Raw genomic sequence first — 13,664 nt, forward strand, 5'->3', positions numbered from 1 at the left:
CGGGGAGCCAATTTAAAGTTGTAAATGTTAAAGATAAATCGATTCCCCTGTAGTTCAGTTGGTAGAACGGCGGACTGTTAATCCGTATGTCACTGGTTCGAGTCCAGTCCGGGGAGCCAATTTAAAGTTGTAAATGTTAAAGATAAATCGATTCCCCTGTAGTTCAGTTGGTAGAACGGCGGACTGTTAATCCGTATGTCACTGGTTCGAGTCCAGTCCGGGGAGCCAATATCATTAAAAGAGTACGAACCCTTTCCTGTCTATACCCTCTCTGTTATTCCCCATAAAATTGAAACCCCATCTTATTCACAAGCTAGAAACAAACTTATTACGTTTAAAATTCCGCTTTCCATATTTTTCCGATAGAATAAGTCGCAGAATTAACTAAAATAAAAGCACTGTTGTCTTCTAATCGTTATTAGATCGGATCCTTTATGAGCGTATCAAAACTTTTCCACACCTTCATGTTGCTACTTTTTGCAGGTCTGACTTTCGTTATTTATTTAGACCAAAATAACCAATTAGCAGTAAAGGGCCAACTCCGTCTATCAAATTACCAGACTTATATGACGGCCAACACTCAATGGCCTAATAACGGCACTGAGCTTTACTCACTGATTCAAAACCATACGAAACTGCAGTTTTTTCAATTTATCCATGCCACTGAAAGCAGCTTAAATTTAACTGAAGGCACGCTCAGCAAGCAGTCCGAAAACCCATTAGATGATCTCTTTACATTGAGCTTACCCGACACGAGGGAGTTGGGCCCCGGTAGACTTCAAGTTAAGCTATACACAACTGATTTAACCCAGAACGCGTTAGATAACTTTAAAATCACCAGCTTACTATTGTGGCTAACTTACATTCTCATCATCATTGTATTTACAAGTTTAATGGGCAAAATAAAGCGAAAAATAACCTATGCAGCTAGCTACATAAATGGATTATCAAACCAGCAGTATCACGCCTTAGAAGGATCGAAACTCAAGGCTGAATTTAAACCGCTAGCTGAAGCATTAGAGTTGTGTCGCAGTGCTCTTAAAAACAAAAATGAAGAACATACACAAGAAAATGAGCGGCTAAATCGTGAAGCCTTTCAGGATCAGGTAACAGGTTTTGCCACGCGTGCTAAGTTCACCCAAAAGTTAGCTTCCTTTTCAAATGCAGGAAAGGAGCAAATTGGGCTAATGGCGTTAATCAAAGCCACTGAATTGGGTGTCATAAATGATACGTTAGGCCGTTCGGCCGGAGATGAGTATCTCGCCAAAATCGCCAGTTGCATGCGCCAAGCACTAACAAGCTTTCCTGATGCCGAATGTTACCGAATATCAACTGCAGATTTCGCGGTCTTTATTCCCGGACTCATTATTAAAGATGGCCTTCCCTTTGTTGAAAGTTTAAAAGCCCAATTCAATGAATATCAGCAAACGATAAACAATGAGTCTGTTGCCCATATCGGCCTTGTTCCCTACGAGCATGATAGCGAACCAACCAGACTATTATCTCAGGGCGATTCAGCGGTAAGCATTGCGCAAACATTAGGGCCAAATTGTTTTTACCTACAAGATAAAACGAACAATGATGAACTCTATGGTGATACTCGCTGGAAAGAAGCAATTGATGATCTCATCCACAGACGTGCAATTAAATTTTACCAACAACCCATCTTACCTTGCCAGAGGGAGATCAGGATCTATAACGAGCTATTTTCACGATTCTATAATACCGAGGGTAAATTTCTCCCCACAGCAACGGTTATCGCAATGGCTGAACGTCATGGAATGGTGGTGGATCTCGACAAACTGGTGATTATCACGACACTGAAAATGCTCATCGAAAATCCGGCACTAACGGGCTCCTATGGCATTAACATAAGTGCCTCTTCAATTATGCAGGAATCATTTATTGCTTGGCTCAAAGATTTACTCATTAAACAAAGACATATTGCTGCCAGATTGGTCTTTGAAGTAAACGAATCAGGCATGCAAACTAACTTAGTGGCTAGCTATAAGTTTGTTCAAACAATCCATAGCGTCGGCGCAAGAGTTTCAGTTGAGCATTTCGGTATGGGGTTCACTTCCTTTAAGTTCTTCAAACAAGTGAGACCTGACTTTATTAAACTCGACGGAAGCTACTCAAACAACATAGATGAAGACACCAATAATCAATTTTTCATCAAAATGATCATTAACATCGCACGTAGGTTGGATATCTATGTGATCTCCACCAGTGTTGAGCGACAAGAAGAGAAATTGGTGCTGGAAAAATTGTTGGTTGATGGACTGCAAGGTTACTATATCGCCGAGCCTCAAGCCCTTCAAAATGCAGCAATACCTCAAAAAAACTAAGAACTTTAACTGTTTCAACAAAACCTTGTATTCTATGTGTTGTTAATACGCCAATAAAAGCCGATAATAATAAGATAATGGTTATAAATAATGAACTGAGATGAGTGAATATCTCCTGCTATTGATAAGCACTGTGCTTGTCAATAATTTTGTATTAGTAAAATTCCTCGGCCTTTGCCCTTTTATGGGGGTTTCCAGCAAACTAGAATCAGCCATTGGAATGTCAATGGCCACGACGTTTGTACTGACTTTGGCCTCTATATTAAGCTACCTGGTTAATCAATATCTGCTTTTGCCATTCGACTTAGGATACCTAAGAACGATGAGCTTCATATTGGTGATTGCTGTGGTGGTTCAATTTACTGAAATGGTTGTTCAGAAAACCAGCTCCACCCTGTATCGCGCTTTAGGCATCTACCTGCCGCTCATCACAACAAACTGTGCTGTGCTCGGCGTTGCACTGCTCAATATCAATGAAAAGCATGGCTTTATTGAATCTGCTATCTATGGTTTCGGAGCTGCTGTCGGTTTCTCTCTTGTGCTAATACTGTTTTCAGCCATGCGTGAAAGACTCGCGGTCGCAGATGTACCTCAGCCGTTTAAGGGCGGAGCCATTGCGATGATTACTGCGGGATTGATGTCACTGGCATTTATGGGTTTTACAGGATTGGTTAATTAACTATGTCAGGTATATTGATTGCGATCGTGTTATTAACGATCTTAGCCCTATTCTTCGGTATTTTACTGGGTTTTGCGGCAGAAAAATTTAAAGTCGAAGGCGACCCTCTCGTCGACCAACTCGAAGCCTTATTGCCTCAAACTCAATGCGGCCAATGTGGTTATCCCGGTTGCAGACCTTACGCTGAAGCCATTGCTGGCGGTGAAAAAGTCAACAGATGTCCCCCTGGCGGCACTGCTACAATGGAAAAGCTTGCTGAGATGGCAGGCGTAGAGCCTGAACCTTTGACCGTAAGCGAAGAGGTGCAAGTTAAAAAAGTGGCCTACATTCGAGAAGATGAATGTATTGGTTGTACTAAGTGTATTCAAGCTTGCCCTGTTGACGCCATTTTAGGCACAGGAAAATTGATGCACACAGTGATCACTGATTACTGTACTGGCTGTGATCTTTGTGTCGCCCCTTGTCCTGTTGATTGTATTGATATGCTCCCCATCACACCGACCGTAAAAAACTGGGACTGGAAATTAAATGCTATTCCAGTTCGCGTGCTCCAAGAGGACTCCAAGTGCTAACTTTATTGGAACAGATTGATAAAGGAACACTGTGGCATGCAACTGGTGGAATACATCCACCAGAATGTAAAGTACAGTCCAACACAACTGATATCTCATCTATGCGGCTGGCCGATGAATACACGCTTCCGTTACCCCAAGTGGGTGACAATGCAGTGCTCACTGTTGCCATTGGTGACTATGTCACAAAAGGTGAAGTGATAACCAGTGGGAGTCACTTTGGTTATTTACCCGTGCATGCTCCCACATCAGGTCATGTTACTCACATAGAGCAACGCCCGAGTAATCATGCATCCGGTTTACCCGTATTAAGCTGTGTTATTCGCCCTGATGGACTAGAAAAATTAAGTGATAAGATCCACTCAAAACTATCTCTCGATGACATCGAGCATGTTTCGAATCAAGAGATTTTAAGTAAAATTCAACAAGCTGGCATCGCTGGTTTAGGCGGCGCAGCCTTTCCTAGCCATATTAAGCTAAACCCAGCCAGTGACATTGAATTACTCATCATTAATGCTATCGAGTGTGAACCCTATATCACCTCAGATGACATGATAATGAGAGAACAAAGTGATGCCATCATGCAGGGCATTGCTATTATTTATCAACTTTTGAAGCCTAAGCGTCTCATCATTGCCATTGAGGACAATAAACCTCAGGCAATAAACCTAATGCAGCAAGCCTTAGGCCGTAGCGTCCTTCCCAAAGAAGGGGTTAGAGTCACCAGTGTTCCAACACTTTATCCTTCTGGCGGTGAAAGGCAGCTAATTCAAATTTTAACCGGTCAAGAGGTACCATCAGGCGCCATTCCAGCTCAATTGGGAATATTAGTCCAAAATGTGGCCACTTGTTATGCCATACAAGATGCAGTATTGAGAAACTACCCGCTCATTGAGCGAGTCGTCACCATAACGGGCAATAACGTTTCTAAACCGGGTAACTATTGGCTACCGATTGGCACACCAATTTCTCACCTATTGTCACAGACAGGTTTTAAAGGGAATGAGTCAGACAAGGTTATCATTGGCGGCCCGATGATGGGTTATGCCCTTTACAATGACAGTGCACCAACCCTTAAAGGTACTAACTGCGTGTTATTGCCTGACATCAACGAAATAGCACCAGAACAGAAAGAACTCCCATGCATACGCTGTGGTGAATGTGCCGTTGTGTGTCCGGCCCAGCTTTTACCTCAACAACTGTTTTGGCATGCAAAAGCCCAAGAATACGATAAGGCGGTTAGTTTTAATCTCAATGACTGCATAGAATGCGGTTGTTGCACCTATGTTTGCCCCAGTAATATTCCGCTTGTTGAGTATTACCGTGTGGCGAAATCTGCGGTTAAGGTCGAAATCGAAGAGAAGAAGCAGGCAGAATTAGCTAAGCAGCGATTTGAACTCAGAACTCAACGCTTAGAAGATGAAAAGCTCGCTCGTGAAACAAAGCAAAAGGAAGCAGCCGAAAGACGAAAGTCCTCCATGACTGGCACAGACAAAGATGCGGTAGCCCTTGCCATGGCAAGAATCAAAGCGAAGAAAGCCGCTGAATCTAATGCCACCGAAGTCAGTCCTGCTGCCTCTGACGATAAACGTGATGCAGTTGCAGCAGCAATCGCACGTGCTAAAGCGAAAAAAGCAGCATCAGCAACAAATGAAGGTTCAACAGACGAACTTCCTGTTGATGACAAACAAGCTAAAGTCGCTGCGGCTATTGCACGCGCCAAAGCGAAGAAAGCAGCCCTTAAAACAGCGGAAGATGAAACTGTAGCGCCAACAAGCAACAGTGACATTCCAGTCGATGACAAGAAAGCCAAAATTGCAGCTGCCGTTGCGCGGGCTAAAGCCAAAAAGGCCGCACTTAACGCTGCTGATGAAGACTCACAAATACCGATAAATGATGTTGTAACTCCTGTGATTGATGCTGAGTCACCAGTCGATGACAAGAAAGCTAAAATTGCTGCTGCCGTTGCGCGTGCTAAAGCCAAAAAAGCCGCACTTAACGCTGCTGATGAAGACTCACAAATACCGATAAATGATATTGTTACTCCTGTGATTGATGCTGAGTCGCCAGTCGATGATAAAAAAGCCAAAATTGCTGCTGCCGTTGCGCGTGCTAAAGCAAAAAAAGCGGCGCTTAAAGCAGCCGAAGACACACCTGAAATACCAGCGACGGGTATAGACGCTCCAGTGACAGACACTGAAGTCCCCGTTGATGACAAAAAGGCTAGAATTGCTGCCACAGTTGCGCTTGCTAAAGCTAAGAAAATCGCGCTTAACGCTGCCGAAAATGTCGTAAAAGAGCCAGCAACGAAGGTAGATGAACCAATCATGAATACAGAAGTGCCAGTCGATGACAAAAAAGCCAAAATTGCCGCAGCAGTTGCAAAAGCGAAAGCTAACAAATTAGCTAAGCAAGCTAAACTTGATAATGAAAAGGATTAACTGATGGCGTTCAAGATTGCCTCTTCGCCCCATTTGAGCCGAAGCCTTCAAACTAGCACGGTCATGCAGCGCGTAGTACTGTGCGCCCTTCCGGGCGTCGCGACTCAGTGTTACTTCTTTGGTTGGGGAGTATTAATACAAGTCATTTTGGCCATCACCGTGGCATTGTTAAGTGAAGCATTGGTACTAAAACTCAGAAAGCGCCCTGTTACTGATACGCTGAAAGATAACAGTGCCCTGCTCACCGCGTTATTGCTTGGTATTGCGATCCCACCACTCGCGCCTTGGTGGTTAATCGTCATTGGTGTTTTATTCTCTATTGTCGTTGTCAAACACCTTTATGGTGGACTGGGGCAAAACATTTTCAACCCTGCAATGGCGGGCTATGTGATGTTGCTGATCTCATTTCCTGTCCAGATGACCAGCTGGGTTGCCCCGATGATGTTAACCAGTCAGCCAGTGGATCTGCTTGGCTCACTGCAATTGATATTTTTGAATACATCACTCAGCGACATTGAAGCCTATAAACTCGGTTTTGATGGGCTCGCCATGGCGACGCCTCTAGATACCATCAAAACTGATCTTTCCATGGGATTGACCAGTATAGAGAGTTTTTCGAGAGCGATCTTTAATGATGGCTTCGGTGTGGGTTGGTTTTGGGTCAACATGGCTTATTTAGCTGGCGGATTGGTGATGTTGAAGCTTAAAGTCATACGCTGGCATATTCCCGTTGGCGTATTAGCCAGTCTCTTTGTTTGTGCAAGTGCCGGATACTTGCTCAATCCAGATACCCATGCAGGTCCTTTATTTCATCTTTTCTCTGGTGCGACCATGTTAGCCGCGTTTTTTATTGCGACAGATCCAGTAACAGCGGCGACAAGTGTCAGAGGTCGTCTCCTGTTTGGCGGTCTTATCGGTTTATTGGTTTATATCATTCGTACCTATGGTGGCTATCCTGATGCTTTTGCATTTGCCATATTATTAGCCAACCTTTGCGCACCGTTTATCGATCATTATATGAAGCCTAGAACCTATGGTCATCGCTCTAGAAACTAAGCAAACCGGAGTATAACGTGAAAAAATCTATGTTAAGAAACGGTTTGTTATTGGCTGTATTTGCCTTTTTCTGTACCGCGCTGGTCGCATTAGTTAATCAGCAAACTTTTGACAAAATCAAAGAACAACAGCAACTCGAATTAAAGCGTGTATTACATCAGATTATTCCTGCAACCATGCACGATAATGAATTGGTACAGCATTGTATTCTTATTCACAATGAAAAGGTGTTAGGTGTCGACACCCCCCTACCCTCATACATTGCCAGCATGAAAGGCATACCTGTGGCCATCGCGATTGAAACCGTTGCGCCTGATGGCTACAGTGGTAACATTAAGCTCATCATCGGAATAAGCGCCGACGGTGAAGTCCTTGGCGTCAGAACACTCTCCCATGCAGAAACACCTGGCTTAGGGGATAAAATTGAGTTGAGAAAATCTGACTGGGTGCTCAGTTTTAATGGCATGAGTCTTCTATCAGAGAGTGATCCTCGCTGGAACGTAAAAAAAGACGGCGGAGAGATAGATCAATTCACTGGTGCAACCATCACGCCTAGAGCTTACATTAAAGCTGTTAAACGTGCACTGGTCTATGTCAATGCGAATAAAGATAAGTTGCTCACAAGGCCTGCTAACTGCGAGGTTAACTATCAATGAATGAATATAAACAGATAGCCCTGCAGGGTCTGTGGAAGAATAATCCAGGCTTGGTACAGTTACTCGGTCTTTGCCCTTTGTTGGCTGTTACCGCAACGCTAACGAACGCTTTGGGTTTAGGTTTAGCCACCATGGCTGTGCTTATAGGATCAAACATCTTAGTCTCATTAGTGAAAACCTTTGTGCCTAAAGAGATCCGTATTCCGATATTTGTCATGATCATTGCGGCCTTAGTCACCTGTGTGCAGTTACTCGTTAACGCATATGCCTATGGTTTATATCAGTCTTTAGGTATTTTCCTCCCATTAATCGTGACAAACTGTGTGATCATAGGCAGAGCTGAAGCATTTGCATCTCGCAACTCTGTCCTAAAATCTGCATTTGACGGCTTTATGATGGGTCTGGGCTTCCTACTGGTATTGGCAGTATTAGGAGCCAGCCGTGAAATTTTGAGTCAAGGTACCCTTTTTGAAGGCGCAGATCTGCTGCTTGGCGATTGGGCTTCAGTACTCACGATTCACTTGTGGCATCTGGACACCAGTTTTCTGCTTGCTATGTTACCACCAGGCGCGTTTATCGGAATGGGCTTCTTAATTGCTTTTAAAAATGTTATCGATAAGAAGCTTGCTGAACGCACTCCAGAACCTGATGTTCCCGAGGTCACCCGCGCCAGGATCACTAAGGTAAGTTAATCAATTTAATATAATAAAAATAGAGCTATTAAAAAGATGAATACAGCCAAACGACTCGCTATTTTAGAGATATTGAGAGACAACAATCCTCACCCGGAAACTGAACTTAATTTTTCAAGTCCTTTTGAACTGCTTGTCGCTGTCACATTGTCAGCCCAAGCAACGGACGTTAGCGTGAATAAGGCAACGGATAAACTTTTTCCGGTGGCAAACACTGCACAATCTATTTATGACTTAGGGGTTGATGGACTCAAAACCTACATAAAAACCATTGGTTTGTATAATAATAAAGCCATCAATGTCATCAAGGCATGTCAGATATTAGTGGAAAAGTATAACGGTGTGGTTCCAGAAGATCGCGAAGCATTAGAGTCGTTGCCTGGTGTTGGCCGAAAAACTGCAAACGTAGTGTTAAACACGGCATTTGGCTGGCCAACAATCGCCATCGACACCCATATTTTTAGGGTTGCTAATCGAACAAAATTTGCCATGGGCAAGAATGTCGACCAAGTAGAAGAGAAGATGCTAAAAGTAGTGCCTGCAGAGTTCAAAGTCGATGTTCACCATTGGTTCATTCTTCATGGCCGTTATACCTGCATTGCGCGTAAGCCCCGCTGCGGCAGCTGTTTAATTGAAGAGCTATGTGAGTTTAAAGACAAAATCTACCCTGAATAAGCATCCCGACTTTTATCAATGGGAAGAATAAAATTCTTCACTGCCCTCATTAAATACAAAAAGCCGCAATGCGGCTTTTTTTTCTGTATCTTTTGATACTTACAGTTTCGTTAATACAAACTGATAAAGAAGATAGAGAGGAACAGGCCTATGACAACCGTTGTAGCAAGTGCCATTTTTAATTCTATGTTCATTGAAAAACTCCAAAAATTTCGTCTATGTCATTATCGGAACTTATGAAGCAGCTTCAAACTCTTGTCGATAAGAAGTGTGAAGTCACGCAAAGATTGTTTTTTTCATGCTATATTTCTGCCAACAAAACCCCAATTACCCCACCATAGAGAAAGAGGTAACTATGTCACAACTGCTCCACACCATGCTCCGCGTTACTAACTTAGATGCCAGTATCACCTTTTATACCCAAGTCTTAGGCATGAAACTGCTGCGTAAGTCTGAAAATAGTGAATACAGATATACCTTGGCATTTGTCGGGTTCGATGATGAATCGACAGGAAGTGCTGTCATTGAGCTCACTTATAACTGGGACACTGACAGTTATGACCATGGCACGGCTTTTGGTCATATCGCGATAGGAGAGGAAGATATTTATGCCCGTTGTAAGGCCATTGAAGCAGCCGGAGGCAAGATAGTACGAGCGCCTGGCCCCGTAGCCGGTGGCAGCACCGAAATCGCTTTTGTTGAGGACCCTGATGGTTATAAGATTGAATTCATACAGATGAGCTCTGCTCAACATGGTTTAGGTTGATATCTAATACCAAGTTAAATTAAATTATAAACATAAAAAAGCGCCTTTCGGCGCTTTTTCTTTAAGTAAAATAGCGAATGCTATTTAGAACTTCATGCTTACGCCCGCGAAGTATGTACGACCGATAACATCATAAACTTCAGGTATCGTTCCACCGTCACTACCATTAGAGACCGTGGTAGGCTCTTCATCAGTAAAGTTCTTAACACCAGCACTGAACGTGATTTCATCGTTTAGGTGATAAGTACCAGAGATGTTGTGATAAAGAACAGACTCAGCCTTCGATAATGCTGCAAATGGGTCATCATTTTCATCGTAATCGGTATAATGGTCATCCATTTCACCGATGTAGCGATTAAAGTACATGACGCTCCAGTCACCTTGAGCAGCTTTAATGCTAAAGTTGTTACGCACTTGCGCATAAGCACCAAAGTTTCCATCAATTGTGCCAGTATAATCTTCATTATCTTGTTCGAAGTTCAACAAGTAAGTTGTATCGTTACTAATTGTCCAATCAAGACTTAAGGCTTCAAAGCTATACGCTAAGTTAAAATCTATACCGCTAGTATCTTGGAAACCTACGTTAGTTAGCGAGTTAGTTAAGTTATCTAAATCACCGTTTGGTCCAATGTTAAAAGTTTCACATGATGATGAGCTTGGGTCTGCATAACATGCATTAAGGCCTGCTTGTGTGTCCAAACGCGCAATCGCGTTTGTCACCTTAAAGCGCCAGTAATCCACTGTTAATGACATTCCGTCTACGTAGCTCGGTGAATACACAAGACCTGCTGTGTATGACTCAGACTCTTCAGGCTTAAGATTTTCATCAGAGGTACGATTGACTAAAATCTGTGGATCTTGTGAATTACCCCATGGATCAACTAAGTAATCAAATGAACCTGAGTTTCCACCATATAGCTCGCTAACACTTGGAGCACGGAAGCCTGTCGCTGCTACGGTACGAAGCATTAAGTCATCCGTTGCTTCATAAGTTAAACCAATCTTCCAAGTTGATGCATTACCAAACGTAGAGTAATCATCGAAACGTAGGGCAAATTCACCCGTTAGTTTTTCAGTAAATGGAACACTCACTTCTTGGAATACAGAGATAACACTGTAGCTACCATCAGTAGGATCTTGCTGTGCTGCAGTACTTTCACCAGCAACAACAATTGGGTCCGGATTAAAATACCCACTCTCGTAACGATATTCTGCACCAATAGCGAATGCCACTGCACCAGCATCTAATTCAAATAGCTCACCATTTAGCCCTGCTGACAATGCATGTTGCTCGTTGCCACCATCTGCTTGTTCGTTGTAACTAACAGCATTTAATAAATCTTGGTCTGTTATTGGATCACCGCTAAACCATAAATCTGGATTCGCATAGATAGCATCAGTCATCAAGTTAGCATTAATTGAATTATCAACTGATGTGTCAGCTTTGTTGTTACCGTAGGTGTAAGAGACATCCCAGTTCATACCAGTATTAATGTCTAAAGAACCTTCTAAACCAGCAGAAATTCTCCAGGTATCAGTATCTTGACTGTAGATACGAGGACCCACATCATTCATACGTCTTCTGTAGTTTAACTCGCCTTTATCATCAGGTTTGATACCTGCATCAACCATTGATTGATCAAGCGTAATACACTTAAGCGGGTCAACACCATCTTCACCACATACATCAAGTTGCAAGTTTGCTGGTTGCGGCGCTAACTGCTGATTTGACTTACGTTTGGTGTAAAGAAAGTCACCCGTTAGGACAACATCATCACCTAACTCTTGAGTCATATTAGCGAATAAACTGTAACGCTTACTTGGTGTTTGATAGAAACTATCTTGGGTATAGTCATATCCAGTATCACGCGCTACCCAGTTTCCATTCTCATCTTTAACTTGGCCATTTAATGAGCCAGTTGGAATGAATGAACTATTACCTGGAGTAGTCCAATCACGATCAGACTGTACTACGCCACGGCGGTCAGAATAAGCTGCGCCGAATGTGTAGTTGCCGGTGTCGGTATTAAAACCGTAAAGAGCGCTGACTTCTCCATTTTCACCATCGCCTTTATCGGACATGCCACCTAAAACATCTAACTGGAAACCGTCAAAATCTTTCTTGGTAATAATGTTAACCACACCAGCTATGGCGTCAGAGCCATAAACAGCTGATGCACCATCTTTTAAGATTTCAACTCTAGCAATCATGGCGACAGGAATCGAGTTCAAATCAACTGAACTGTTAGCCCCAGAACCAGAGTTAACCATACGACGGCCATTTAGAAGTACTAAAGTACGCTGAGAACCCATGCCACGTAGATCGACTTGTGCAACACCGTCTGCACCATTGTTAGTGCTAGAACCTACAGCTGCACCAGCCATAGAAGTTTGTGCTTGTAGAAGCTCATCAACAGAGGTGAAGCCTTCAGAACGAATAGAAGCGGCGTCAATAACTGTTACAGGTGACGCAGTCTCCATATCAGATCTTTGTATACGGGAGCCTGTTACTGCAATACGTTCTACTTTAGCTTCTTCTTGTGCCACCGCACTAGTTGAGACAGTGAATGCTGTGGTTGACACTGATGCAATTAAACCTAGCTTAATCGCTGATGCTAATTTACTACGAGAATGTTGCGATGTTCTTATCATTAAGATTACTCCCTCACTTGTTTATTATTATTACGCCTTTATATGTTTCAAAACGAATTGTGTGGCGTTGCATTCGATACTGAAGTTTCACCTTAATACAGTCAATCAGCCATTTTATTAACTATTGCTACAAAAAGGTTAATAAAAACAAGTAATCACGTAAACAGGGAGAAGACGCAATAAAGACAAAACTGGCAAATACACTACAAGAAAGAGTAAACAACTTAAAAGAGAGCGAAAAACAGAAGATAAAACCTCGGCACGGTTAACAACTTCGCAACGCGCGCATTATTCAATAATGTGACACTCGTCACACTGTTGAATAAATTGATATTTATTACCCTCTCTATTACAAGGTTGATTTCCAATTATTCAACAGAATATTCGTATTTAATTGCAGCTATACAGCAAGTATTCAGCTGTGAAATTGGTTTTGATATATATATTAAAATATATTTAACATGAAATGGCGTTACATATTGATGCAAGGTTGCACCGTAGGTAACCGAAAGAGATGAATGTAACAAATGAGCAAACTATAACAGGGTGATATTATCATTGAGATGATTGAACTTGGTTGATTATCCAGCATAGGTGAATCCTCTTTTACTCACCCTCGTATTTATTATTCTTATGCAGCTTGATACTGTGCCTTTAAACGGCTCATAAATAGTTTACTTCGACCGTATAAGTGATGTTATGTCCCCCTTCTGTTAACGCCCGTTTGATATTCAAATCGCCCCCAACAGAGAATGCTAAGCCGCTACTCGTTAACTGATAGTTCTGTTGGTTACTTTGGTTTACAAGCAGTGGATAAAAATCGACATCAGCAGAAATACTTGAGTAAACTCTGATTTGTACATTCGCATCCCCAGAACTCACAACATGAAATTCTCCAACCGCTGATGGTGAGCTAATACAACCCGTACCCTCTCGAGATAGGGAGGTAAGACGGCAAGACACATTCGCCTGATTTAAAATATCGCCAAACTGGATCCCTCTTATTTGAGTCACCTGCATTGGATTTACAAGGTTAAACCCGACTTGACCAACTACACTGACAAATATGAAAACATTTACCATAAGAACACCGCATCGTATTGAACTACACATTAATTATAGCGTGA

At 42.5% G+C, this 13,664-nt stretch carries 11 protein-coding genes and 2 tRNA genes; 11 read left to right on the forward strand and 2 right to left on the reverse strand.

The features are described 5' to 3' along the window. The first annotated feature begins 43 nt into the window (after positions 1 to 43). The 11 genes from FN961_RS12420 to gloA all read left to right on the forward strand — a co-directional run bounded on the left by FN961_RS12420 (position 44) and on the right by gloA (position 9,885). Positions 44 to 119: transfer RNA gene (locus FN961_RS12420), tRNA-Asn, on the forward strand. Between the two features lie 33 nt (positions 120 to 152). Beyond that, a tRNA-Asn gene (locus tag FN961_RS12425) sits at positions 153 to 228 on the forward strand. 206 nt (positions 229 to 434) lie between these two features. Beyond that, positions 435 to 2,348: an EAL domain-containing protein gene (locus FN961_RS12430; protein ID WP_144040502.1), complete on the forward strand. Its 1,914-nt coding sequence runs from the start codon at positions 435 to 437 to the stop codon at positions 2,346 to 2,348. A 100-nt stretch (positions 2,349 to 2,448) separates the two neighbouring features. After that, positions 2,449 to 3,027 (forward strand): electron transport complex subunit RsxA, encoded by a 579-nt coding sequence (gene rsxA, locus FN961_RS12435; RefSeq protein ID WP_144040503.1) that lies wholly within the window; start codon positions 2,449 to 2,451, stop codon positions 3,025 to 3,027. 2 nt (positions 3,028 to 3,029) lie between these two features. Beyond that, on the forward strand, positions 3,030 to 3,599 hold the full coding sequence (gene rsxB / locus FN961_RS12440) for an electron transport complex subunit RsxB (protein WP_144040504.1): 570 nt from the start codon (positions 3,030 to 3,032) through the stop codon (positions 3,597 to 3,599). After that, positions 3,593 to 6,040 carry an electron transport complex subunit RsxC gene (gene rsxC / locus FN961_RS12445; protein ID WP_144040505.1) on the forward strand — a complete coding sequence of 816 codons (2,448 nt, stop codon included), beginning with the start codon at positions 3,593 to 3,595 and terminating at the stop codon, positions 6,038 to 6,040. Before rsxB ends, rsxC begins: the two co-directional genes overlap by 7 nt. A 3-nt stretch (positions 6,041 to 6,043) precedes the next feature. Beyond that, positions 6,044 to 7,096: an electron transport complex subunit RsxD gene (gene rsxD / locus FN961_RS12450; RefSeq protein WP_144040506.1), complete on the forward strand. Its 1,053-nt coding sequence runs from the start codon at positions 6,044 to 6,046 to the stop codon at positions 7,094 to 7,096. Between the two features lie 29 nt (positions 7,097 to 7,125). Continuing rightward, positions 7,126 to 7,752 carry an electron transport complex subunit RsxG gene (gene rsxG / locus FN961_RS12455; RefSeq protein WP_144040598.1) on the forward strand — a complete coding sequence of 209 codons (627 nt, stop codon included), beginning with the start codon at positions 7,126 to 7,128 and terminating at the stop codon, positions 7,750 to 7,752. Beyond that, a complete protein-coding gene (locus tag FN961_RS12460) occupies positions 7,749 to 8,444 on the forward strand; it encodes an electron transport complex subunit E (RefSeq protein ID WP_144040507.1) in 696 nt (231 codons plus the stop codon). The genes rsxG and FN961_RS12460 overlap by 4 nt, the downstream gene beginning before the upstream one ends. 36 nt (positions 8,445 to 8,480) lie before the next feature. Continuing rightward, on the forward strand, positions 8,481 to 9,119 hold the full coding sequence (nth, locus tag FN961_RS12465) for an endonuclease III (RefSeq protein WP_144040508.1): 639 nt from the start codon (positions 8,481 to 8,483) through the stop codon (positions 9,117 to 9,119). A 355-nt stretch (positions 9,120 to 9,474) separates the two neighbouring features. After that, on the forward strand, positions 9,475 to 9,885 hold the full coding sequence (gloA, locus tag FN961_RS12470) for a lactoylglutathione lyase (protein ID WP_144040509.1): 411 nt from the start codon (positions 9,475 to 9,477) through the stop codon (positions 9,883 to 9,885). Positions 9,886 to 9,969: 84 nt separating this feature from the next. Here gloA and FN961_RS12475 read toward each other — a convergent pair whose 3' ends face one another. Together FN961_RS12475 and FN961_RS12480 are read right to left on the reverse strand one after the other, a co-directional pair. Continuing rightward, the gene (locus tag FN961_RS12475; RefSeq protein ID WP_144040510.1) at positions 9,970 to 12,537 is read right to left on the reverse strand and encodes a TonB-dependent receptor; all 2,568 of its coding nucleotides are present in this window, start codon (positions 12,535 to 12,537) and stop codon (positions 9,970 to 9,972) included. 663 nt (positions 12,538 to 13,200) lie between these two features. Further along, complete coding sequence (locus tag FN961_RS12480) at positions 13,201 to 13,620, reverse strand: DUF4402 domain-containing protein (protein WP_185972784.1); 420 nt, start codon at positions 13,618 to 13,620, stop codon at positions 13,201 to 13,203. Positions 13,621 to 13,664: the final 44 nt, after the last annotated feature.

It is taken from the genome of Shewanella hanedai (assembly GCF_007197645.1).
GTDB classification, from domain to species: Bacteria; Pseudomonadota; Gammaproteobacteria; order Enterobacterales; family Shewanellaceae; genus Shewanella; species Shewanella hanedai.

Bases quoted from the DNA above. Each gene is read 5' to 3' on its own strand.
- FN961_RS12430 (WP_144040502.1), top strand. From the start codon at position 435: ATGAGCGTATCAAAACTTTTCCACACCTTCATGTTGCTACTTTTTGCA.
- rsxA (WP_144040503.1), top strand. From the start codon at position 2,449: ATGAGTGAATATCTCCTGCTATTGATAAGCACTGTGCTTGTCAATAAT.
- rsxB (WP_144040504.1), top strand. From the start codon at position 3,030: ATGTCAGGTATATTGATTGCGATCGTGTTATTAACGATCTTAGCCCTA.
- rsxD (WP_144040506.1), top strand. From the start codon at position 6,044: ATGGCGTTCAAGATTGCCTCTTCGCCCCATTTGAGCCGAAGCCTTCAA.
- rsxG (WP_144040598.1), top strand. From the start codon at position 7,126: ATGTTAAGAAACGGTTTGTTATTGGCTGTATTTGCCTTTTTCTGTACC.
- FN961_RS12460 (WP_144040507.1), top strand. From the start codon at position 7,749: ATGAATGAATATAAACAGATAGCCCTGCAGGGTCTGTGGAAGAATAAT.
- nth (WP_144040508.1), top strand. From the start codon at position 8,481: ATGAATACAGCCAAACGACTCGCTATTTTAGAGATATTGAGAGACAAC.
- gloA (WP_144040509.1), top strand. From the start codon at position 9,475: ATGTCACAACTGCTCCACACCATGCTCCGCGTTACTAACTTAGATGCC.
- FN961_RS12475 (WP_144040510.1), bottom strand. From the start codon at position 12,537: ATGATAAGAACATCGCAACATTCTCGTAGTAAATTAGCATCAGCGATT.
- FN961_RS12480 (WP_185972784.1), bottom strand. From the start codon at position 13,620: ATGGTAAATGTTTTCATATTTGTCAGTGTAGTTGGTCAAGTCGGGTTT.